The 22,387-nt window shown below is 71.6% G+C and carries 23 protein-coding genes; 10 read left to right on the top strand and 13 right to left on the bottom strand.

Annotation, left to right across the window (positions count from 1 at the left end; genetic code table 11):
• Nucleotides 1–75: 75 nt before the first annotated feature.
• Nucleotides 76–600, top strand: coding sequence for a 2'-5' RNA ligase family protein (locus I4J89_RS31135; protein WP_196417680.1), 525 nt, complete (start codon nt 76–78; stop codon nt 598–600).
• A gap of 7 nt (nt 601–607) precedes the next feature.
• Here I4J89_RS31135 and I4J89_RS31130 read toward each other — a convergent pair whose 3' ends face one another.
• The 6 genes from I4J89_RS31130 to I4J89_RS31105 are packed head-to-tail and all read right to left on the bottom strand — an operon-like array spanning nt 608 to nt 4,621.
• Nucleotides 608–961 carry a DUF6204 family protein gene (locus I4J89_RS31130; RefSeq protein ID WP_309238543.1) on the bottom strand — a complete coding sequence of 118 codons (354 nt, stop codon included), beginning with the start codon at nt 959–961 and terminating at the stop codon, nt 608–610.
• A gap of 32 nt (nt 962–993) precedes the next feature.
• Nucleotides 994–1,806 carry a sugar nucleotide-binding protein gene (locus I4J89_RS31125; RefSeq protein WP_196417678.1) on the bottom strand — a complete coding sequence of 271 codons (813 nt, stop codon included), beginning with the start codon at nt 1,804–1,806 and terminating at the stop codon, nt 994–996.
• A 9-nt stretch (nt 1,807–1,815) separates the two neighbouring features.
• On the bottom strand, nt 1,816–2,508 hold the full coding sequence (locus tag I4J89_RS31120) for a hypothetical protein (RefSeq protein ID WP_196417677.1): 693 nt from the start codon (nt 2,506–2,508) through the stop codon (nt 1,816–1,818).
• Complete coding sequence (locus I4J89_RS31115) at nt 2,505–3,380, bottom strand: ATP-binding cassette domain-containing protein (protein WP_196417676.1); 876 nt, start codon at nt 3,378–3,380, stop codon at nt 2,505–2,507. The genes I4J89_RS31120 and I4J89_RS31115 overlap by 4 nt, the downstream gene beginning before the upstream one ends.
• A complete protein-coding gene (locus I4J89_RS31110) occupies nt 3,377–3,748 on the bottom strand; it encodes a GntR family transcriptional regulator (RefSeq protein ID WP_196417675.1) in 372 nt (123 codons plus the stop codon). Before I4J89_RS31110 ends, I4J89_RS31115 begins: the two co-directional genes overlap by 4 nt.
• Before the next feature lie 24 nt (nt 3,749–3,772).
• Complete coding sequence (locus tag I4J89_RS31105) at nt 3,773–4,621, bottom strand: dihydrodipicolinate synthase family protein (protein ID WP_196417674.1); 849 nt, start codon at nt 4,619–4,621, stop codon at nt 3,773–3,775.
• Between the two features lie 71 nt (nt 4,622–4,692).
• Between I4J89_RS31105 and I4J89_RS31100 the strand changes: the two genes are divergently transcribed.
• The gene (locus I4J89_RS31100) at nt 4,693–5,577 is read left to right on the top strand and encodes a LysR family transcriptional regulator (protein WP_196417673.1); all 885 of its coding nucleotides are present in this window, start codon (nt 4,693–4,695) and stop codon (nt 5,575–5,577) included.
• A 70-nt stretch (nt 5,578–5,647) separates the two neighbouring features.
• The gene (locus tag I4J89_RS31095) at nt 5,648–7,240 is read left to right on the top strand and encodes a methyl-accepting chemotaxis protein (RefSeq protein ID WP_230859883.1); all 1,593 of its coding nucleotides are present in this window, start codon (nt 5,648–5,650) and stop codon (nt 7,238–7,240) included.
• Nucleotides 7,241–7,275: 35 nt separating this feature from the next.
• Here I4J89_RS31095 and I4J89_RS31090 read toward each other — a convergent pair whose 3' ends face one another.
• Nucleotides 7,276–7,920: a dihydrofolate reductase family protein gene (locus I4J89_RS31090; protein WP_196417672.1), complete on the bottom strand. Its 645-nt coding sequence runs from the start codon at nt 7,918–7,920 to the stop codon at nt 7,276–7,278.
• A gap of 6 nt (nt 7,921–7,926) precedes the next feature.
• A complete protein-coding gene (locus I4J89_RS31085; RefSeq protein ID WP_196417671.1) occupies nt 7,927–8,649 on the bottom strand; it encodes an AAA family ATPase in 723 nt (240 codons plus the stop codon).
• Between the two features lie 14 nt (nt 8,650–8,663).
• Here I4J89_RS31085 and pip point away from each other — a divergent pair, with 14 nt between their 5' ends.
• Complete coding sequence (gene pip, locus I4J89_RS31080; RefSeq protein WP_196417670.1) at nt 8,664–9,563, top strand: prolyl aminopeptidase; 900 nt, start codon at nt 8,664–8,666, stop codon at nt 9,561–9,563.
• Here pip and I4J89_RS31075 read toward each other — a convergent pair.
• Entirely contained in the window at nt 9,560–10,498 is a 939-nt protein-coding gene (locus I4J89_RS31075; protein WP_196417669.1) for a formylglycine-generating enzyme family protein, read from the bottom strand. The two genes, pip and I4J89_RS31075, sit on opposite strands and share 4 nt — an antisense overlap.
• Nucleotides 10,499–10,584: 86 nt before the next feature.
• Here I4J89_RS31075 and I4J89_RS31070 point away from each other — a divergent pair, with 86 nt between their 5' ends.
• Nucleotides 10,585–12,951, top strand: coding sequence for an arylsulfatase (locus tag I4J89_RS31070; protein ID WP_196417668.1), 2,367 nt, complete (start codon nt 10,585–10,587; stop codon nt 12,949–12,951).
• A gap of 224 nt (nt 12,952–13,175) precedes the next feature.
• A complete protein-coding gene (locus I4J89_RS31065; RefSeq protein WP_196417667.1) occupies nt 13,176–13,664 on the top strand; it encodes a flavoprotein in 489 nt (162 codons plus the stop codon).
• Nucleotides 13,665–13,691: 27 nt separating this feature from the next.
• On the opposite strand, the gene I4J89_RS31060 is transcribed toward I4J89_RS31065, so the two are convergent.
• Nucleotides 13,692–15,047: a DUF808 domain-containing protein gene (locus I4J89_RS31060; RefSeq protein ID WP_230859882.1), complete on the bottom strand. Its 1,356-nt coding sequence runs from the start codon at nt 15,045–15,047 to the stop codon at nt 13,692–13,694.
• A gap of 124 nt (nt 15,048–15,171) precedes the next feature.
• Complete coding sequence (locus tag I4J89_RS31055) at nt 15,172–15,660, bottom strand: endonuclease VII domain-containing protein (protein WP_196417666.1); 489 nt, start codon at nt 15,658–15,660, stop codon at nt 15,172–15,174.
• A 187-nt stretch (nt 15,661–15,847) separates the two neighbouring features.
• Here I4J89_RS31055 and I4J89_RS31050 point away from each other — a divergent pair, with 187 nt between their 5' ends.
• Nucleotides 15,848–16,324: an NUDIX domain-containing protein gene (locus tag I4J89_RS31050; protein WP_309238542.1), complete on the top strand. Its 477-nt coding sequence runs from the start codon at nt 15,848–15,850 to the stop codon at nt 16,322–16,324.
• A 12-nt stretch (nt 16,325–16,336) separates the two neighbouring features.
• On the opposite strand, the gene I4J89_RS31045 is transcribed toward I4J89_RS31050, so the two are convergent.
• A complete protein-coding gene (locus tag I4J89_RS31045; RefSeq protein ID WP_196417665.1) occupies nt 16,337–16,999 on the bottom strand; it encodes a tetratricopeptide repeat-containing protein in 663 nt (220 codons plus the stop codon).
• Nucleotides 17,000–18,120: 1,121 nt separating this feature from the next.
• On the opposite strand from I4J89_RS31045, the gene I4J89_RS31040 reads away from it, so the two are divergent.
• On the top strand, nt 18,121–18,858 hold the full coding sequence (locus I4J89_RS31040) for a Clp protease N-terminal domain-containing protein (RefSeq protein WP_196417664.1): 738 nt from the start codon (nt 18,121–18,123) through the stop codon (nt 18,856–18,858).
• Nucleotides 18,859–19,106: 248 nt separating this feature from the next.
• Nucleotides 19,107–19,292, top strand: a complete 186-nt coding sequence (locus tag I4J89_RS31035; protein ID WP_196417663.1) for a hypothetical protein — start codon at nt 19,107–19,109, stop codon at nt 19,290–19,292.
• 23 nt (nt 19,293–19,315) lie between these two features.
• Here I4J89_RS31035 and I4J89_RS31030 read toward each other — a convergent pair whose 3' ends face one another.
• Nucleotides 19,316–19,966 carry a TIGR03086 family metal-binding protein gene (locus I4J89_RS31030; protein ID WP_309238541.1) on the bottom strand — a complete coding sequence of 217 codons (651 nt, stop codon included), beginning with the start codon at nt 19,964–19,966 and terminating at the stop codon, nt 19,316–19,318.
• Between the two features lie 42 nt (nt 19,967–20,008).
• On the opposite strand from I4J89_RS31030, the gene I4J89_RS31025 reads away from it, so the two are divergent.
• Complete coding sequence (locus I4J89_RS31025) at nt 20,009–21,862, top strand: tetratricopeptide repeat protein (protein ID WP_196417662.1); 1,854 nt, start codon at nt 20,009–20,011, stop codon at nt 21,860–21,862.
• Nucleotides 21,863–22,387: the final 525 nt, after the last annotated feature.

Below are 22,387 nucleotides of genomic sequence, written 5' to 3'. Positions count from 1 at the left end.
TCAAGTGTCCGGTGGGCGGGCCGCGCTGTCCCGCCACGGGCACACCGCGGCATTCGCCAGGGTTAGTCTGCGGCGGTGGAACCGACGCTGAGTGCCCTCGCCGTCCTGGTCCCGGAAGCCGAGCCGGCCGTCGCCGCCCTGCGGCAGCGGCTGGACCGCAGCGCCTCACGGGGCGTACCGGCCCATGTCACGGTTCTCTTCCCGTTCCTGTCGCCGCACGAGCTGACCCCGCAGATCATCGCCGGGGTGCGGCACGTCGTCGCCGGGGTGCCACGGTTCTTCCTCACCCTGGACAAGGTGGGCTGGTTCGGCGAGCGGGTGGTGTGGCTGTCGCCGTCACCGGCCGAACCGTTCCGCGAGCTCACCCACCGGCTGGCCGGCCGGTTCCCGCGGGCGCAGCCGTACGGCGGCGAGTTCGCGGACGTCGTGCCCCACCTGACGATCGGGCACGACCATCCGCACGAGGTGCTGACCGCCGCGGCCGCCGAGGTGCAGCAGCAGCTGCCGATCCACGCCTGGGTCAGCACCGTGCACCTGCTCGTCGGCCGCCCGGAGCCGGACACGTCGTGGACGACGCTGACCGACTTCCCTCTCGGCTAGACCGGCATCAGCCCTGGAGCCGGCGGCCCCGGGGGCCGAGCGGCACCTCGGACATGTCGACGGTCTGCGAGGTGAGGCGCTTGAAGCCGTATCCCCGCTCGGTCATCCACGCCGCCGCCTTCGCCTCGGCGCGGGCGGTGACCCGGGCCACGTCCTTCTCCTCGGCGACCTGCTCGGCGAAGCGGAAGGTGAAGAACGGCCGCGCCTTCAGGTCGTAGGTGAGGTGGCCCTGCTCGGTGTACTGGACCGCGAGGATGTCGGAGTGCTGGTCGCCGGCCGCGATCAGCTCGGCCTTCTGCGCGTCGGTGAGGCCGTCGAAGGATCCGCGCACGGTGACGCGGACGGTGCGTTTGTCAGTCACGCGGCCCAGTATCGGCACCGCGCCGGCACATTTCATCCGATAAACGAGCGGGCCCCGCGCAGCCGGGTACGCAGCACCTTCTGCGCCCGGGCGGTGACCAGGCGGACGTCGGTGGGCCGGCTCAGGCCGAGTGCGGCCAGGCTGGCCGACAAGATGGCGGTCTCGTCCAGGCCGTCCCGGCGGGCCACTAGAACGCCCAGGTCGTAGCGGCTCACCGCGTCGGCGCCGGCCACGTTGAGCACGCCGCGGTAGTCGCCGGCGGCCAGCTCGAGCAGCGCGTCTGCCAGGTCGTCGACGTGCACCGGCTTGCGGATCTCGTCGGTGAACAGGGCGCCGCGCACCCGGCCGGCGATCAGGTCGTGGGTGAGGATCTCGTGGGCGCCGTTGCCGTCGCCGAGGATCAGCGAGGTGCGGACCACCGCCGCGGACGGCAGGATCGCCCGGACCGCGGTCTCGGCGGCGGCCTTGGCGGCGCCGTACGGGTAGACCGGGTCGGGGGTGGCGTCCTCGTCGTAGTCGACGGCCCGGCCGGAGAAGATCGCGTCGCTGGAGACGTGCACCAGGCGTACCCCGAGTTGTGCGGCCGCGACCGCGACGTTCGCCGCGCCGTCCGCGGTGGCCGGCCAGTCGTTGCGGTCGCGGCCCGCCGCGGTGTGGATGATCGCGTCGGGGCGCACCTCGCCCAGCACGCGCCGCACGTCACCGGGGTCGCGGATGTCCAGGCGCACGCCGGTGGGTGCGGACAGCGAGGTGCCGACCGGCTGGAAGCCGGCGGCCGCCGCGCGCAGCGCGACACGGCGGCCGAGGGAACCGGTGGCTCCGGTGATCAGTACGCGTGCGGTCACGCGAGCACCCTATGCGGCCTGCGTACGCAGCGGGATGTCCCGCACCGTCGCCCACGTCATCGCCCAGGTCACCGCCGCGATGATCACGGTGAGGCCGGCCATCGGCAGCAGGCCGTCCACCTCGAAGTCGACGAACGGCAGCTTGAGGAAGCTGTTGACTCCCCCGCTGACCAGCAGCAGCCCCGCGGCGGGCAGCAGCGCCAGAATTCCGTTGGTCTCCCACCGGTAGACGGCGGTGCCGACGAAGGCGCCGACGAACTGCCAGATCAGCAGCATGCTCCAGTACGCCACGAAGATCGTCGGATAGTCGCTGGTGGACTCGTACGCCCGGTCATCCTGCGTCTTCTGCCCCCAGTCGAGCGCCGAGTACGCCGCGGTCTCGGCCGCGTACATCGCGGTGACCAGCGCGGCCGCCGCGGTGGCCAGGATCACCTGGAAGGCGGCGTGCTGGGCGAGGAATTCGCGGCGGGTGCGGCCGTGCACCAGCATGGTGGTCAGCACACCGAAGGCGCTGAAGCCGTAGCCGACGGCCATCCAGTTGAGGATCTGCCCGCCGATGTCGACACCGCTGAGCGTGATGTCGGTCAGCAGGGCCACCACCGCCAGCACCACACCGATGGCCAGGTAGAACCCGAGCAGGACCAGGATCAGGAAGATGAAGTGGGTGCTGAGCAGGTAGCGGGCGATCGGCCAGCGGGTCATCGGAGGCCTCCGGTGAGATGGATGAACAGCTCCTGCAGGGCGACCGGCCCGAGCTCCAGGCCGTGGGCGCGGGCGGCCCGCAGGCTGTCCTCGCCGAGCGTGCCGTAGACCATGGCGCGCTTGGTGGGCCCGAGCCGTTCCTCGCCGAGCACGGTGAGCCCGAAGACGAAGTCGTCGACGATCGAGGCCGGGCCTGTCACCGACACGCCGCGCGAGCGCAGCTCGTCCAGCTCCTCGTGCAGCAGCAGCCGGCCCTCGTGCAGGACCAGCACCCGCTCGAAGATCGGGCTCTGCTCCTCGATCAGGTGGGTGGAGAGGATGAAGGTGCGGGGGCGGGCCACGTACTCGCGCAGCACCTCGTCGAGGAAGAGTTGCCGGGTGGGTGCGTCCATGCCCAGGTGCGCCTCGTCGAACATGGTGAGCGGGGCCCGCGAGGCCAGGCCGACCAGCACGCCGAACGCGGAGCGCTGACCCCGCGACAGCGATCCGAGGGTTTTCTTGCGGGGCAGCGCGAAGCGGTCCATCAGCTCGTCGGCGTACTTCTCGTCCCAGCTGGGCCGCAGCATCCGGGCCATGGCGAGGATGTCGGAGAGGGGGTCGGTGTTGTCGCCGACCCCGCTGTCGTCGCGGATCAGGCAGATCTGGGTGGTGACCCGCACGTTCTCGAAGACCGGCTCGCCGCCGATCCGCACGGTGCCGGCGGTCGGCTTGCGGAACCCGGCGAGGGTGGCGAGCAGGCTGGTCTTGCCGGCACCGTTGCGGCCGAGTAACCCGTAGATCTTGCCGCCGGGCAGGTCGAGGTCGACGTCGTCGACGGCAACGGTGTCGCAGTAGCGCAGTTGCAGGTGGGTGGTCTGGATCGAGAGCGTCATCTGGCGTCCCCCGGTTCGGAGTGCTGTTGAAGGCGGGCCACGATGTCGGCGACCGGGATGTCCAGCGCGCGGGCCTCGGCGAGCATCGGGTCCAGCACGTCGGTGAAGAACCGCTCGCGCCGTTGCTCGCGCAGCCGCTGCCGGGCGCCGGCGTCGACGAACATGCCGACGCCGCGCCGCTTGTAGATCACGCGCTCGTCGACGAGCTGCTGGAACGCCTTGGCCGCGGTGGCCGGGTTGATCCGGTAGTACGCCGCGTACTGCGTCGTGGACATCACCTGCTCGTCGGCCTTGAGCACGCCGCGCAGCACGTCGCCTTTGATCTGCTCGGCGATCTGCCGGTAGATCGGGCTGCGGTCGTCGAACATCGGTGACCCGCCTTCATCGGTTCATTACTCTAGTAAAGAACCGTAGAGGTGCGGTGCAAGTCCGTCAACCGCGGGCAGCAACGGCAGGCGTACGTCCGGGGTCGGGATCTGGCCCGCCGCGTGCAACGCCGCCTTGATGACCGTGGGGTTGGGCTGGGCGAACGCCGCGGCGGACAGCCGCGCGAGCCGGCGTCCCAGCGGCCGCGCCCGGGCCGCGTCGCCGGCGCGCCACGCGTCAGCGAGCGCGACGAAGGCCGCCGTCTCCAGGTGCGCGGAGGCCAGAATGCCGCCGGCGGCACCCAGCGCGAGCATCGGCGACAGGAACACGTCGTCGCCGCACAGCACGGTGAACCCCGGCGGCGGATCGGCGAGCAGCGCGACCGCGTCCGCGTCGACCGCACCGGTGGCGTACTTGATCCCGATCACGCCGTCGATCGCGGCGAGCCGGCGCAGCGCGGCCGCGGACAGCTGCTGCCCGGTCCGATACGGCACGTGGTACACCACCAGCGGCACCGGGGCGGCCGCCGCGAGGGCCGCGAAGTGCGCCACCACGCCGTCCTCGCCGGGCCGCTGGAACGGCGGCACCAGCGTCAGCGCCGCCGCCGCGTCCGGCGGCACCTCGGCCAGCTGCGCCGGCGTGTTGGCCCCGACCAGCAGCCGCGCGCCACGCTCCCGGCACACCCGCGCCACCACATCGAGCACCCCGCGCCGCTCGGCGTCGCTCAGCGCCGCCGGCTCCGCCGTCGTGCCGAGCGCCACCAGCCCGGACGCGCCGGCATCAAGCAGGTCAAAAGCCAACTTCTCGAGTACGTCCCAAGCCGGCGACCCGTCAGCGGCGAAAGGAGTGATCAGCGGTACGTAGACACCATCCATACCATCCACGCTGCCCGACCCCGACCGTAAGCACCAGCTCCGATTCCTGACGCAAACCGTAAGCTGAACTGATGCTCGACGTGCGCCGGCTCCGTCTGCTCCGTGACCTCGACCGGCTCGGCACCATCGCCGCGGTCGCCGCCGCCAATACCTACACCCCGTCCGCCGTCTCCCAGCAACTCGCCGCCCTGGAACGCGAAGCCGGCGTCGCCCTGCTGGAACGCACCGGCCGGCGGGTCGCGTTCACCCCGGCCGGGCGGGTCCTGCTCCGGCACGCCGCAACCGTCCTGGCCGCCCTGGAGGAGACCGACGCCGCCCTCGCCGCCGTCCGTAGCGGACCGGCCGGTCCGCTGCGCATCGGCGCCTTCCCCAGCGCGGTCCGTACCGTCCTGCCCGCCGCCCTGGTCGCGCTCGGCCGCGCCCACCCCGCCCTGGAACTGCTGGTCAGCGAACTCGACCCGGCCGCCGTACCGGCCGCCCTGCGGGACCGGCGCCTCGACGCCGGCCTGGTGCACGACTACGACGTCGCCCCGGCCACGGCCGACACCGACCTCGACTCGGTGCCGCTGCTCGACGAGACGGTCCACCTCGCCACCCCGGCCGATCTGGACGCCGAAGGCATCGCCGACCTGCGGGACCAGCCGTGGATCATGGCCAGCCCGGGGACCCTCTGCCACGAGGTCACGCTGCGGGTCTGCTCGGCGGCCGGCTTCACCCCCCGGGTACGCCACCGGGCCGACGACTTCACCGCCGTGCTCGCCCTGGTCGCGGCGGGGCAGGGGGTCTCGCTCGTACCGCAGCTCGCCGCCGACCGGCCGCCCGCCGGGCTGCGGCTGATCACCGCGCCCACCCGCCGCCGGACCCGGGTCGCGTTCCGCCGCGGCGCCGCCGAACACCCCGCCGTCACCGCGCTCATCGCCGCGCTACGAACATCGGCTCTCACCTTTGCCCGGTAGTTGCCGATAGGCAAGTAGGCCGGAGGTCCCGCCACGGGCCCGGCGAACAGAAGCCAGAGGTGTCTCGACCATGAATAAACTGACCATCGGACGCCGCCTGGGTGCGGGCTTCCTCGTGGTCGTCCTCGCCATGATCGCGCTGGTCACCGTGGGCGTGTCCCAGGTCAACGGGATCAACGACAAACTCACCGTGATCAACGACGTCAACGCGGTCAAGCAGCGCTACGCGATCAACTTCCGGGGCAGCGTGCACGACCGAGCCATCGCGATCCGCGACCTGGTCTACGCGAGCGACCAGGCCGGCATCGACGCCGAGAAGGCGCTGATCGATGAGCTGGCCGCCAAGTACGCCGACTCGGAGACGAAGATGAACGACATCTTCGCCGACGCCGCCAAGGCCAACGACGCGGAGCGGGCCGCCCTGGCCGGCATCGCCAAGGTGCAGGACGACACCAACCCTCTGGTCGGGCAGATCATCGAGTTGCGGGAGAACGGGCAGCGCGCCGCCGCGATCGCCCTGCTCAACAGCGAGGCCAAGCCGGCCTTCATCGAGTGGCTCCGCGTGATCAACGTGTTCATCGACATGGAAGAGGCGATGAACAAGACGGAGACCGCCGACGCCCGGGACACCGCCGACAACTTCCTGATGACCATGGCCCTGGTGCTGCTCGCCGCCATCGCCATCGCGATCGCCGTCGCCTGGCAGGTGACCCGCAGTATCACCCGCCCGCTCGGCGAGGTGGCCGACACGATGGCCGCCGTCGCCGCCGGCGACCTGACCCACCGGCTGGACGTCCGCTCCGGCGACGAGGTCGGGCAGATGAGCCGGTCGGTCAACACCGCACTGGAGTCGATCGGCACCGCGATGAGCCGCCTCGCCTCCGGCGCCGAGACCCTCGGTGCCGCCAGCGAGCGGATGAGCCGGCTCACCACCCAGCTCGCCGACGGCGCCCAGAAGTCGTCCGAGCAGGCCGACCTGGTCGCCTCCTCGGCCGACGAGGTGTCACGCAACGTGCACACCGTCGCCGCCGGCGCCGAGGAGATGGGCGCGTCCATCCGGGAGATCTCGACCAGCGCCAACGAGGCCGCCACCGTCGCCGGCCGGGCCGTCATCGCGGTACAGACCACCACCGCGTCGGTGTCCCGGCTCGGCGCGTCCAGCCGCGAGATCGGCGACGTCGTCAAGACGATCACCAGCATCGCCGAGCAGACCAACCTGCTGGCGCTCAACGCCACCATCGAGGCGGCCCGCGCCGGCGAGTCCGGCAAGGGCTTCGCGGTGGTCGCCGGCGAGGTCAAGGACCTCGCCCAGGAGACCGCCCGGGCCACCGAGGACATCGCCCGCCGGGTGCAGGCCATCCAGGCCGACACCGCCGGAGCGGTCTCCGCGATCCAGGAGGTCGCCGACGTGATCGAGCAGATCAACAGCTACCAGACGACGATCGCGTCGGCGGTGGAGGAGCAGACCGCCACCACCAACGAGATCAACCGCAGCGTCACCGAGGCGGCCGGCGGCTCCGGCCAGATCGCCGCCAACATCGGCAGCGTCGCGACCGTCGCCCGCACCACCACCGATCTGGTCAACCAGTCCGAGCTGGCGGTGGGCGAACTGTCCCAGGTGACCGGTGAGCTGCGCACCCTGGTGTCGAAGTTCCGGTTCTGATTCCAGCGACGAGCACGGCGGGGTGGGGCTGAGCCTCACCCCGCCGCTGTGTCCGCCGAGACCGTGTACCGCAGCCACAGGTGGTCGTCGCGTAACCGCTCGGACCCGGCCAGCCGCAGCCGTGTCCCCGCGGCCGCGGTGAACAGCGGCACGGTCTCCCCCGCCGCCACCCGCGGCGAGACGATGACACTCACCTCGTCGACCAGGCCGGCGTCGAGCAGCCGGGCGTTGAGAGTGCCACCGGCGTCCACCTTGACCGTGCGCACGCCGTACCCCGCATGCAGTTGGGCCAGCCCCGCGGCCAGATCGACCCGATCGCCGGCGGTGACCACCCGCCGGGCCCGGTGCTCGTGCGGCGTAGCCGCACAGCACATGATCACCACATCGCGCCAGTGCGGCACGGCGCGCAGCCAGTCCAGGCGGGTGAGCCGGCCGCGGCCGTCCACGATCACCAGCAGCGGCCGCTGATCGCCGTCGGCCGGCGGTGACGGCGGCGGATCCTCACCCGACAGGTCGACGCCCTGCTCCGCGGCGGCGGCCAGCATGGTGCCGCTGCCGGACAGGATCGCGTCGGCCGGGATCCGCGCGGCGATCTCGTAGTGCAGCCCGAGATCGACCGGGAAGCCGGTGAGCCGGCCGTCGACGCTGACACTGTTGTGGATCACGACTCGTGGCCGCATGGGCGATCACTCCTCGAACAGCCGCTGCAGGAATCGTCCCGGGTCCGCCAGAAACGCCCTGGTCAACACTACGGCGTCGGCCTGGTCGTAGCCGATCTCGGCGATGTCGCCGGCCTTGCCGATCTCGTAGATCGTGGCCTGCGGGCAGGCCAGCAGGACCGGCGAGTGCGTCGCGATGACGAACTGGCTGCCTAGTTGGACCAGTTCGGCGATGCGCAGCAGCAGCGCCAGGCAGCCCTGCACCGACAGGGCCGCCTCCGGCTCGTCCAGCAGGTACAGCCCGGCCGGCCCGAACCGGTGGATCGCCAGGTCCAGGAACGACTCGCCGTGCGACCGCTCGTGCGGCGACACCCCGCCGTAGCCGGCCACGATCTCACCGATCCGCTCGATCTCGGTGGCCACGTTGTAGAACGACTCGGCCCGCAGGAAGTAGCCGGTCCGCGGCCGGCGGCCCGGCACCCGCGACAGCACCAGGTGCTCGCCCAGCACCGACTCGCTGGGCCGGGTCGCGAAGTTGAACGCCGTGCTGCCGCCCTCCGGGTTGAACCCGGCCGCCACCGCGATCGCCTCCACCAGCGTGGATTTGCCGGTTCCGTTGTCGCCTGCGAGCAATGTCACCGGGCTTGGTAGCTTGAGCCCGCCGCGCTCGCGCAGCGCCCGCACCGCCGGCAGGTCGAACGGATACCCACCGGCCGGGGCGCGGTCGAGCAGAACCTGCTTGATGAACACCTGGGGAGCCTCGCATGCCGGAGCTGGACGTGGGTGACGGCAACGTCATCCACTGGGAAGAACACGGAAACCCGGACGGCAAGCCCGCACTGATCGTGCACGGCGGCCCCGGCTCCGGATCCTCGCCCGGCTGGCTGCGCCCGTTCGACCTGGACCGCTACCGGGTGATCAGCTTCGACCAGCGCGGCTGCGGGCGCAGCCGGCCGCACGCCGCCGACCCGGCGACCGACATGCGGCACAACACCACCTGGCATCTGGTCGCCGACATGGAGAGACTGCGCGAGCATCTGCACATCCCGGCCTGGCTTCTGCATGGCGGGTCCTGGGGATCCACCCTGATTCTCGCGTACGCCGAACAGCACCCCCGCCGTGTCACCGAGATCGTGCTCGCCGCGGTGACGATGACCCGGCGCGCCGACATCGACTGGCTGTACCGCGGCGTGGGCCGCTACTTCCCCGCCGAATGGGAACGGTTCCGCAGCCTGGTCCCGGACGATGACGTGGTCGGCGGCTACGCCCGGCTGATGGAGTCACCCGACCCGGCGGTCCGCGAGAAAGCGGTGGTGGAGTGGTGCGCCTGGGAGGACACCGTCCTGTCCGGCGAGACCCGCGGCCGCTCCCAGCCATACGGCGACCGGCCGCCCCTGGACCGGCTCGCGCTCGTGCGGATCTGCACCCATTACTTCTCGCACGCCGCCTGGCTGGAGGAGGGTGTCCTGCTGCATCACGCCCACCGGCTGCTCGGCATCCCCGGCGTGCTGATCCACGGCCGCCTCGACCTCGGCGGCCCGCTGTCGGTGGCGTGGGAACTGCACAAGGCCTGGCCCGGTTCCGAACTGATCGTCGTCGACGAGGCCGGTCACCTGCTCCCCCGCGATCATGTCCGCCTGGCGCTGGACCGGTTCGCGGCCTAGACCGGATCCAGGGCCACGGTCCGGAAGCCGATGTTGCCGGTCGACGAGTCCGGGGTGTTCGCCGACCGGGCCGCGTTGCGGTAGCGGTTGCAGTACGAGTCGTGGCACAGGTACGAGCCACCGCGCATCACCCGCGCCGACCCGGACTGCGGGCCCGCCGGATCGTTCGCCTGCGACACCGCGTAATAGCGCCGGTCCCACCAGTCGGCACACCACTCCCACACGTTGCCGACCGGCTGCCACAGCCCGTAACCGTTACGCCGGTACGACCGCACGGGCGCCGTGGTCAGCCACCCGTCCGCGCCGTCGTTGTGCCGCGGGAAGTCGCCCTGCCAGATGTTGCACGGCCAGTCGGCGGGCAGCTCGTCGCCCCACGGGTAACGCCGCCCGGCCAGGCCACCGCGGGCGGCGCACTCCCACTCCGCCTCGGTCGGCAGCCGCCGGCCCGCCCAGTAGCAGTACGCGACCGCGTCGTTCCAGCTCACGTGCACCACCGGGTGGTCGTCCCGGCCGTCCAGATCCGACTTCGGGCCGCCCGGGTGCGCCCAGTCGGCGCCGCGGACGCCGTACCACCACGGTGTCGCGGTGGCCGGGCCCATCACGTCACCCGGGTCGGCGGCGATCGCCAGGTGGAAGACGGCGGAGAAGCCGTACCGTTCCGCCTCGGTCAGATATCCGGAGGCCGCCACGAACGCCGCGAAGTCACGGTTGGTGACGGTGGTCGCGTCGATGTGGAACTCGGGCAGGCTCACCTCGTGCACCGGGGTCTCGCCGTCGCCGTACCGGTCGTCGCCGTGCTGGTCGCCCATCAGGAACGTCTGCGCGGGGATGGACCGCTGCTCGATGCCGTGCCCGGACCCGCCCCGCGCAGGGCGTACGACCGACGCCAGCGGCCCCGCGCCCCGGGCCGGCGCGCAACATCCCTGTTCATGCATGCTCCGATCCTCGCCACCGGCCGCGGCCCGGCGCTTCACCCGGAGCGGATGAGGCGGGCACCGGCGGTGGCCCTGAGACTCGGCGGATGACCAGCACACCTGACCGGCACGCCCGTACCGCCCTGCCCATTCCGGACCGTCCCGCGCCCGGGCTGACCACCTACGACGCCAAGGACCCGGAAACCACGTACCCGCCGATCGAGCCGCTGCGACCACCCGCCGGCGCACCGAACGTGCTGATCGTGCTGCTCGACGACGTCGGTTTCGGCGCCTCCAGCGCCTTCGGCGGCCCCTGCCGGACACCCACGGCCGAACGACTCGCCGCCGGCGGGCTCAGCTACAACCGCTTCCACACCACGGCGCTGTGCGCGCCGACGCGCGCCGCACTGCTGTCCGGCCGCAACCACCATTCGGTGGGCATGGGCAGCATCACCGAGACCGCGACCGCGGCGCCCGGCAACAGCTCGCTGCGGCCCAACACCAAGGCGCCGCTGGCGATGACCCTCAAACTCAACGGGTACGCGACCGCGCAGTTCGGCAAATGCCACGAGGTCCCGGTCTGGCAGTCCTCGCCGATGGGCCCGTTCGACGCGTGGCCCTCGGCCGGCGGCGGCTTCGAGAAGTTCTACGGCTTCATCGGCGGCGAGAACAACCAGTGGGATCCCGCCCTCTACGACGGCACCACCCCGATCGAACCGCCGGCCACCCCCGACGAGGGCTACCACCTGACCGAGGATCTGGCCGACCGCGCCTGCAACTGGATGCGCCAGCAGAAGGCGCTGATGCCGGACAAGCCGTTCTTCGTCTACTTCGCCCCCGGCGCCACCCACGCACCGCACCACGTCCCGCCGCAGTGGCCCGAACGCTACCGCGGGCAGTTCGACGACGGCTGGGACGCCCTGCGGGAACGCACCCTCGCCCGGCAGAAGGAACTCGGCGTCGTGCCCGAGGACGCCCAGCTCACCGAACGGCACTCCGAGATCACCGCCTGGGACGACATGCCCGACGACCTCAAACCCGTGCTGGCCCGGCAGATGGAGGTGTACGCCGGCTTCCTGGAACACACCGACCACCAGGTGGGCCGGCTCATCGACACCGTCGAGCAACTCGGCGTCCTGGACAACACGCTGATCTACTACATCGTCGGCGACAACGGCGCCTCCGCCGAGGGCACCATGAACGGCGCCTTCAACGAGATGGCCAACTTCAACGGCATGGCCGCCCTGGAGACCACCGAGTTCCTGCGCGGCAAGCTGGACGAGTTCGGCTCGCCGACCTCCTACAACCACTATTCGGTCGGCTGGGCGTGGGCGATGTGCACCCCGTTCCAGTGGACCAAGCAGGTGGCCTCGCACTGGGGTGGCACCCGCAACGGCACCATCGTGCACTGGCCGGCCGGGATCACCGAACGCGGCGGGCTGCGCTCGCAGTTCACCCACGTCATCGACGTGGCGCCGACCATCCTGGAAGCGGCCGGGCTGCCCGAGCCGACGACGGTCAACGGCGTGCAGCAGTCCCCGATCGAGGGCACCAGCATGCTTTACTCGTTCACCGACTCGGACGCGCCGGAACGCCACGACCTGCAGTACTTCGAGATGTTCGGCAACCGCGGCGTCTACCACCGGGGCTGGAGCGCGGTCACCAAGCATCGCACCCCGTGGAACATGATGGGCCCGCCCCCGCCGCCCTTCGGCGACGACGTCTGGGAGCTGTACGACGGCACGAACGACTACAGCCAGGCCGACAACCTGGCCGCCAAGATGCCGGAGAAACTGGCTCACCTGCAGCGGCTGTGGCTGATCGAGGCGACCAAGTACACCGTGCTGCCGCTCGACGACCGTACCGCCGAGCGCATCGACCCGGGCCTGGCCGGCCGGCCGACGCTGCTGCACGGCAGCTCGCAGCTTCTCTACCCGGGCATGGGACGGCTGTCGGAGAACAGCGTGCTCAACATCAAGAACAAGTCGTTCACTGTCACCGCCGACATCGAGGTCCCGGCGGACGGCGCCGGCGGCGTGATCATCGCGCAGGGCGGCCGGTTCGGCGGGTGGACGGTCTACGTGCGCGACAACCGGCTCCGCTTCGTCTACAACGTCCTCGGCATCCGGCATTTCGCCACGTCCGCCGACGCCGACCTGCCGGTCGGCCGCCACCAGATCAAAATGCATTTCGCGTACGACGGAGGCGGGTTGGGCAAGGGCGGCGATGTCACCCTGCACCATGGCGACGCGGTGGTCGGGCACGGCCGGGTCGAGGCCACCCAGCCGATGGTCTTCTCCGCCGACGAGACCACCGATGTCGGCTATGAGTCCGGGACCACGGTCTCCGCCGACTACACGACCGCGACCAGCCGGTTCACCGGCAGAATCCACTGGGTGCGCATCGACCTCGGCGACGACGAACATGACGTCGACCCGCAGGAACGCCTGCGCGTCGCCATGGCCCGCCAGTGATTCGTGCTTGCGCTTATCTCCGCACCCCGGTGGCGCAGGTGGGTGACCCGGTCGCCCTGGTGCCGATGTGCCGCCGAACCCCACCGGCACCAGGCGGACCTGCAGCTCGTCGACCAGCCAGGTAGGCCGCGCTGGCCGCGGCAAGGCCGGCGGCCTCATCCGGTCCTGCTCGTAGGCGATGAAACCGTCGCCTTCGCTTCGCTCATGCGCTTACTCTGGCCGCCGTGCCCGGCCTACTGCATCTGGTGACCTGCGCGGCGACGCCGCTGCGCCGCATCGGCGAACTTCTCGACCAGCTGGTCGCCGCCCGCTGGGAGGTCCAGGTCATAGCGACGCCGGCGGCGGCCACATGGCCGTTCCTCACCGGGGTACGCGCGACCACCGGCCGCCCGGTGCTGCACCGGATGCCGCTGCCGGACGAGCCGTGGCCGGTCACCGCGGCGGCCGCGGTCCTGGTCGCCCCGGCCACCTTCAACACGATCAACAAGGTGGCCGCGGGGGTGAACGACAACCTGGCCGTAGGCGTGCTCAACGAACATCTCGGCGGGCCGGTCCCAGTCGTGATGGCCGCCCACGTCAAGCCGGAGCTGCGCGCCCACCCGGCGTTCGCCCGCAGCCGCCGCTTCCTGACCGAGGCCGGGGTGGTCTTCACCGACCTCGGCCACCCACTCGACTGGACGCAGACAGTCGCCGCCCTGGACCCCCATCGGTAGGGGATGCCAGGGCGGCGACTGTGCTGCTCAGTGCTCGGTGTCGTCGCTCTTGGCCGGCCGCTTCACCTCGGTGCCGCTCGTGGTCTCGCCCGCCGTTTCCACCCGGGTCACCGGCGTGCCCTCGGCCTGGCTGTTGGCCGCGGCCGCGTTCGGTGCTTCCACCTCGGTCGCTGGCGTGCCCCCGGCGTCGGTCTTGGTCGCGGCCGTGTTCGGCGTTTCCACCTCGGCCGCGGCCGTGATCGGCGTTGCTACCTCGGTCGCTGAGGTGCCCCCGGCCTCCGTCTTGATCGCGGCCGGGCTCGGCGTCTCCGCCGCCGCGCTCGCGATCTCCGGCGTGGTCGCCGCCACGGGCCCGGTCTTCACCGTGCTCGCCGTCTCCGCCTGGGTCGCGTCGCCGGGCTGGCTCGTGGGTGTGCTCGCCGCCTCCGGCGTAGCAGCGGCCTTGTGCTCGTCCGAACCGTGCGACTTCTTACGGTGGAACGTCACGCTCATCACCGCCACGACCACCGCACCGACGATCAGGCCGAGGATCGCGCTGGCCACCGTGTTGACCAGCCATCCGACCACGCCGCCGACAGCGCCGGTGGCGTCGTGGGCCGCCTCCTCCATGTGGTGCACGAACTCGTACAGGAAGTGCACGCCGAGCTCGTCCATGCCGACCAGCAGGATGTGACCGCCGACCCACAGCATCGCCGCGGTACCGATCACGCTGAGCGCGGTCAGCACCTTCGGCATCGCCTTCACCAGGCCACGCCCCAACCGCGCCGAACTCTTACTGTCCCGCTCGGCCAGCCGCAGACCGACGTCGTCCATCTTCACGATCAGGCCGACGGCCCCGTACACCAGCACGGTCATGATCACCGCGACCACCGACAGGATCAGCAGCCGCGACACGAACGTCTCGCTCGCCACCTCGTTCAGCGAGATCACCATGATCTCCGCCGACAGGATCAGGTCGGTCCGGATGGCCCCGGCGACCAGCGTCTTCTCATCCGGCTGCTGCTCGGCCTCGCCGTGCTCGTCATGGTGGGCGATCCGCTCCCAGACCTTCTCCGCGCCCTCATAACACAGATAGGCGCCGCCGAGCATGAGCAGCGGCGTCAGCAGCCCCGGCAGGAACTGGCTGAGCACCAGGATCACCGGCAGGATGATCAGAAACTTGTTGCGCAGCGATCCCAGAGCGATACGCCGGACGATCGGAATCTCACGCTCGGCCGCCAGCCCCCGCACATATTGCGGGGTGACGGCAGCGTCGTCGATGACCACGCCGGCGGCCTTGGCACCGGCCTTAGCGGCAGCCACCCCGACGTCATCGACAGACGCGGCTGCCGCACGCGCCAGCACCGCCACATCGTCCAGCAGGGCTGCGAGTCCAGCGCTCAAGAGAGGTCCTTCCCAGGTTGACGAGCACTTGTGCAGGCTCATTCTCGTTCAGTGGGGCTACCCACGCATGACCAGCCTCATGCCAGGCGCCTCACGGTAGCGGCACCGCCGAGATCAACAGAGCTCAGGCGCCCCCTTCCGCTTCGAGATATACGGCCCCGGCGCGCAGGATCTCCGGACGTTCGCGGGCCTGGCCGATCATCGTGTTGCAGCGATTGCACAGCAGCCCACGAACCCGGCTGCTGTTATGGCAGTGATCGACCACCAGGCGGACCGAAGGCGCAGTGGGCTTTCCGTCGAGGCGAGGACGGCCGGTGCGGACCATGGCGATGTCGTCCTCGTGGGTTCCACAGATCTTGCAGCGGTACAGCTGCGCCTCGCGGAGCAAGTCGTACCGCTCCGGCGTGATGCGGTACTTGTCCCAGAGGTTCGCGGCACGGACACCCTCGGGACCGATGCGCTCCCGTTTCAGGCGCGTCTTGAGTCGCTTGGCGTCCAGACATGCCTGGCAGTGCGTAGTCATGTGGCCCCGAGGCGACCGAAAGCTCGCCTCGGGCCAGAACCTCCCGCAGTACCGACACTTGATCGTCGCGGCAGCGGTCTCGTCTTCCATGCGGCGCACGGTAGTCGCTAGGTCCGACATTCTCGGACTACAACAGAACAGTCATTATGGTGTATCAACGTTTTGTCCGTTTCCCGCATCCTCCGCAATTATTGGATTACCGGTAATCGCAATCCAGTAATCAACGCCGAACGCCGCGCCGCGCAAGGCCGCCGCAGCCCGTGGATAACCTGGCGCGGTGACCCCGGACGACTTCACCGCCACGCTGCCGCGCAAGCGAATAGGAGCCGGAATCCTGCTCTCCGACGACCGCGGCCGGACGCTGCTGGTCGAGCCGACGTACAAGGACTACTGGGAGATCCCCGGCGGCGCGGTCGAGGCGGACGAGTCGCCGTACGCCGCGGTGGTGCGCGAGCTCAAGGAGGAACTGGACCTGCCCGTGCAGCCGGGCCGGCTACTGGTGACCGACTGGGTACCGCCGAGCCCGGGCCGCACCGAGGGCCTGATGCTGCTGTTCGACGGCGGGATTCTCACCCCGGAGCAGACGGCGCGGATCCGGCTGCCGGCCGACGAACTACGCGGCTGGGCCTGGTGCACCGAGCAGCAGGCGCACCAGCGGCTCTCCGGACTGCTGGCCCGCAGGATCGTCGCGGCGGTCCGGGCCCGGGCCGAGAACACCGTGGTCTACCTGGAGAACGGCTTCTTCGTGGCGTGACCCCCAGGCCGCTCACCAGGGGTAGATGTCGATGTCCTGGCTGAACCGCCCGTGTCCCCGCACCCGCGTGACCATGGGGTGCCTCGCACCGATGACGGCGGCGAACTCGCGAACCGCGTCCCGCCGCGAGTCGCCTTTCCCGCACCGGTGCGCGTCCATGGCGACGTTCACAGACATCCCCAGCACTACCGGGTGGCGGGCGCCCAGCAGATCGACCAGATCGTCGCGCGCCGCCAGGCCGAACTCCAGGGCCGCCAGCGAGTTCCCCACCGCGTCGTAGGCGTTCGCCACCTCGGGTGACTCTCCCCAACCGTGTCGGCAAGACCTCGATGTGCCGCCGTCGCCTGTTCCAGGGCCGGCCCGGTGTCGCGCGTGCGGCGCAGGATCGCGGCCAGATTGGATTGCAGGCATCTCGTCTCCGGGTGGTCCGTGCCGTTCGACCAGGTCCGCGGTCAGTTCGCGGGCCGCCGCGAGTGCGCGGGTGAAGCGCAGGTCGGCGGCGTGCGCCACGGCGATGTGGCACGTGTGCGGATGGTCCTCGCCGTAGATCAGGCGTGCGTGTCGCAGCGCCGCGCGACTGTGCCGCGGCGCGGCGGCGTAGTCGCCCGATTCGCTGAGGGTCGTCGTCAGCGCCCACCGGGTGCGCAGCGTCTCGACGTGGTCCGGCCCGAGCACGGTCTCCCGCCGCCGGAACGTGTCGAGATGGAGCCATGCTTCGGGCGTCCAGCGTCTGCGGTGACTCCGGGCCGCACGCGGTCGACGAGAGCCGGGCCGCGGACTCGAACAGGTCGCGGCTTTCCGCGACCCGGCCTTCCCTGAGCAGGACGTACGCGTAGAACTTGGCGACGGCGAGCCAGTCCTCGTGTTCCTCGCCCAGTACCTGGCGGCCCTGCTCGGTGGCGGTCCGGCTGAAGTCCCGGCAGCCGGCCAGGTCACCGGCCCGGTACAGGTAGTGGATGAACCGGTAGACGAGCCGCCAGGCGACCGGCGCGTCGTGCCGGTAGGGCTCGGTCGCCTCGATGTGTGGTCGCAGCGCCCGGTAGTCCGGCCACGCGGCGGTGTCGCTGGGCGGGTTGCGTACCGCTACGGCGAGCAGGACGAGTGACGCGAGCCGGTACTCGGCACGGGTCTGCGGCGGGCTCGCGTCGGCGACCACGGACTGGGTGAGGCGGTGCAGCCGCACGGCGTTCCCGGCGACCCGCAGGATCCCGAAGTTGGTGAGAACGGCGAGGGCGCGCGCGGCCTCACCCTCCTCGCCGGGCAGCAGTGGGTGCCCGCCGCCGCCCTCGATGGGCCATGACGAGGGCACCGGTTCGGGGGCGAGCAGTGCCAGCACCCGCAGCAGGTGCAGCGCCGGCGGATGGTGCTCGGCCAGGCGGTCGAGGGCCAGCAGGATCGCGGCGCTCAGCGACCGGGGGTACGCGCCCGTCGGCCCGCCGTCCAGGGCGAAGGTGGGCCGGTTCGCCAGCAGGTGGAGGTAGTCCGGCACGGAGATGCCGGTCTGGGCGAGGTAGCCGACGGCCTGTGTCAGTGCGAGCGGCAGGTCGCCCAGCGCTTCAGCGAGCCGGGCCGCGGACTGCGCGGGCAACTCGGGCAGCCTGGCCTTGATCAGGGCGGTGGAGTCGTCGCGGCCCAGGACGTCGACGGGCACCGCGGGGGTCAACTGGGTGAGCGGCCAGCGCACCGCGCTCCGCACTACTGCCTCCGCGAGGTGGGTGGCGACGCATACGAAACTGCTCACACCCTAAGCCCACCCGGCGATTCCCGTATAACCCTCTTGGGGTTACAGTGGGGGCATGCCGAAAATCAACGTGTACCTCCCCGACGACCTCGCCGACGCCGTCAAGGACACCGGCATCCCGGTCTCGGCGATCTGCCAGCGCGCCCTGGAGCAGGCGGTCCGCCGGATCACCGCGATCCGCGCGACGTCACTCGCCCAGCTCACGCGCGACGACCTCGACGAACGCTTCCCGCTGTTCACCGCCCGCGCCCGCACCGTCCTCACCCTGGCCATCGGGCAGACCGCACCACCCGCGACGGTCGGCACCGGCCAGCTGCTCACCGGCATCCTCGACGAAGGCGACAACCTGGCGCTGCGCGTCCTGCAAGCCATCGAGATCGAACCCGCCCAGGTCCGCCAGGCCCTGCAACGGCACACCGGCGAGGAGCCCGGCCCGGCATCCGGCGACGGCGAGTCACATTTCAGCACCGCGGCCGCCGGCGCCCTGGAGCTGACCGTGACCGAGGCGACCGCGCTCGGGCACAACTACATCGGCTGCGAACATCTGCTGCTCGGCCTGGTCAGCGAACCCGACGGCACCGCCGGCCAGGCATTACGCGAGCTGGGCGCCGACCCCCGCCTGACCCGCCGGGCGGTCACCGCCGCCCTGGCCGGCTACGTCCACCTGCGCGCCAACACCGCCGCGCAGCCACCGGCCGCCTCCACGCAGGCGCTGGTGACAGCCTTGCAAGAACACCTGAAGCCGCTGATCGCCCGGATCGAACGCCTCGAACAACGCCTCGACCCACAATGACGGCCCGCATCGCGGCACTGCTGCTATTCCTCTTCCTGCTTACCCCGCTGCTAATCGCCGGCTGATCCCGGGGGCACGCTCTTTTGGGGGTACGCCCCACGAAACGGTCCCGCCCTGCCACCGATCACCGAGCCGCACCGGGCCGAAACGCGGCCGCCGGGCCCAGGCAGGTGGTTGCGCTCCCGGCGACCCCGCCGATCACCCAAGATCTAGTGGAGGGTTCCTCGTCACGGAAAGCGGGTCGCGACATGTCCCATCCGAGTCACCGGCAGCTGGCCACGGAGATGCTGGCCAGCCTCGGCGGCAAGTTTCCCGGCACCCCGTCGATGATCGCGGCGGCCCACGCGCACGCCGTCCTGGCGCTCGCCGACGAGGTGGCCGCCCTGCGCCAGATCCTGCAGGGCCGCGCCGGCGATCCGGAGCGCCCGGCCTGACCGGAACCCGGCGACAGCGCCGGTCAGTTCGCCGGCTGCCACCGCGGGTCGCGGCCGGTGCGGGCCAGCAGCACGGCGAACGCGTCACTGTCGTCGGGGGCGGTTACCTCGGGGCCGAAGGCGCCCATCTGGCGGCCGGTGTCGCCCATGATGTCGAGGAACTCGCCGGTGGCGGAAAGCAGCACCGGCTCCACCGTGTACGGCTGGCCGGTGGCGATCGCCAGGTCCCAGGCGTGCACGACGAGCATCATGCCGACGACGCGCTGCGGCAGGCCCAGCCCGGGTGAGGTGCCGTCCAGCGTGGCCGGGTCGGACCACACCTCGCCGAGGGTGCGCACGTCGCCGGTGAACTCGGCGCGCCAGTCACCGGTGAGACGATCCGGTCCGGGCGCCCAGTCGACCTCTTTGCTGTGCGCCAGCGCCTGGAAGTTCTGCGCCACCTGCAGCAGGTGGTTGAGCAGGTCGCGCACCGTGAACTCGGTGCACGGCGTGCGCTCGTCGAGCTGGTCGTCGCGGACCGACTGGACGACGGCGGTGACGGCGGGTGCGGCGGCGTCGAGCAGATCACTGATCTCGGTGGACACCCGCACCACCCTACGGAGCGGGGCGGCGCGGGACCAGACCGTCATCCGGTCGGGGCGGCCCGCCGGGTTCAGAACGGTTGCCGTCGGCACGCTTTCCTCATCTGGGTAGCCCGCTGACCGACCGTGCGGCGCATGCAGCCCTCCCGCCCGGATCACGTCACCGCCCTCGCCGCCCTGTGGCCGTACCTTCGCCCCGAACGTGTCGGCGCCACCCAGCCGGTGGCGCGGCTGCTGCCGGCGGCGCGCGGCCGCTGCGGTGTCTACGTGCTCACCTTCGCCGACGGCCGGCTTCAGGTCGGCCAGGCGGCCAACGTGGTGAGCCGGTTCGCCACCCACCGCAAGAGCTGCGACGACCTGGTGGAGATGCACTTCTGGCGGTTCGCCCGGGCCGGGCTGGACAGTGCCGAGCAGGCCGCGCTGCACGCCCTGCAGGACGCCGGGTTCGCGCTGCGCACCGACGCCGGGTTCAGCGCCGCCGAGCTGCGGGCCTGGCTCGCCTCGCCACCGGCCGACACACCCGGCTGCGACGCCCGCCCGGTACGCCCACAGCTGCGCGCCTCCGGCCGGGACCGGTTCGCCCGGCTCGCCGCCGACCCCCGCTTCGACCCGCTGATCCCGGCGCTGCGCCGCTATCTGGCGCGCACCATGCCGTTCCCGCGCCGCACCGAGCTGTCCGGCTGGTCGGCCAGCGCGTGCCCGCAGACCGGCGCCGGCCTGCTGACGGTGACCGTGCACGGCATGGAGACGTTGTCCGCCGGTGCTGCGGCGGACGACCCGGACCGCACGATCATCCAGGTCAACCTGGACGCGGCGACGGTGCAGCGCTACCAGGGTGCCGTGGACCGGTTCGGTGCCGCACACTGCCGCACCGCCGGCCCCGGTGTACTCACCGTCAGCGTCGACGGCGCCCGGAACCTGATGCGCCTGCTGGACGTACCCGGCGTGGTCGACGCGGCCCGCCGGCTCAACCTCGACCTGATGCGCAAGGGCCCGGCCGTGCGGTGGCGCAGCCACTCGTTCGACCTGGCCGACCTGCTGCTGGAACCAGCCGCCGAGATCGGCGGAGACCCGTTCGCCGCCGGGCTGGCCTGCGACGAACGCGGTGACATCCCCCGCGCCGAGCACCTCTACCGGCGGGCCGCGCTGGCCGGCGACCCGCACGCCGCGTTCCGCCTCGGCGAGCTGTGGTCCGAACGCGGCGACGCCGACCAGGCCGAACCCTGGTACCGGATGGCCGGAGCCGGCGGTTTTCACGGGGTGCGCCGCCATCCCGCGGCCGGCAGCGTCTACGCCCTGATCGAGAAGGGACGCGACGCCCAGGAACAGGGCGAGCTGGGCCGGGCCGCCCAGTGGTACCGGCGCGCGGCGGTAGCCGGTTCCACGGCGAGCTACCTCGACCTCGGCGACGTTCTCGCGCTGCGCGGCCAGTTCGGTACGGCGGCCGACGCCTACCGCTCCGCCGCCGGATCCGGGCACCCGCACGGCTGGTACCGGCTCGGCGTGCTGCGCCACGAGCACGGCGACCTCGACGAGGCGGAAGCCGGCTACCGGCGCGCGATCGACGCCGGCCACCCGGCCGGATGGGCCGGTCTCGGGCTGCTGCGCCACCAGCGCGGCGACCTGGCCGAGGCCGAGGCGTGCCTGCGTACCGCGGTCGCCGAACGGCACACCGAATCCCACCTGCACCTCGGTGACCTGCTGCATGAACGCGGCGACCACGACGCCGCGGAACAGCAGTACCGGCTGGCCGCGGCGGCCGGGCACACCGCGGCGGTGACCCGGCTCGGCCGGCTCTACCTGCACCTGGACGAACTCGACGCGGCGGAGCCGCTGCTGCGGGCGGTCGCCGCCGACGACCCGGAGGCGATGTACCTGCTCAGCCAGCTGCTGGACCGCCGCCGCCAATGCGCCGAGGCGGACGGCTGGCTGCACCGGGCCGCCGACGCCGGCCACGAGCGGGCCGCGGCCCTGGTGGCCGCCGGATAGCCCGGACCGCCCGGATGTCCGGCCGGCGCTGGTTCCACGGCCTGGACAAGGCCTACGGCGGCGACGGCGCCGCGCTCACCGAACAGATCGGCCCGGTCCGGTTCGCGCCGGTGGTGGCGGCGGCCCGCAGCGCCGCCTGGCGGCAGCAGGCCGGGGACGCCCCCGGCCGGGCACGGCAGGGGAACGGACCCGGCCGCCGCGACCCACCTGGTCCGTGCGCACGGACCAGGTGGAGAACAACCGTGCCCGGCTCGGGTCGATGGGCCGGGAGCGGTAGCGCTGACGCCCCGGCCGGGCCCTACTACGTCCCCCGGCTACGAAGCCGCCGCCGCGCGCCTGGGCAGCAGCATGCTGAGGAGGCCCCGTCCCCCGGACATGCCCGGCGAAGTGACGGCCGCCCGGTTCGTCCGGGGGTTGACCACGGGGCGCGCGGCTAAAGCGTTCTCTCAGCGCGCCCACCCGCCGGCTCGAGCAGCGCGGCCACGATCCCACGCCCGCTGCGGCGGACTCTTCCCGCTCGGCTGC

Origin of the sequence: Actinoplanes aureus, from assembly GCF_015704865.1 — a bacterium.
Taxonomy (GTDB): Bacteria; Actinomycetota; Actinomycetes; order Mycobacteriales; family Micromonosporaceae; genus Actinoplanes; species Actinoplanes aureus.
This window is presented reverse-complemented; position numbering and strand designations above follow the sequence as displayed.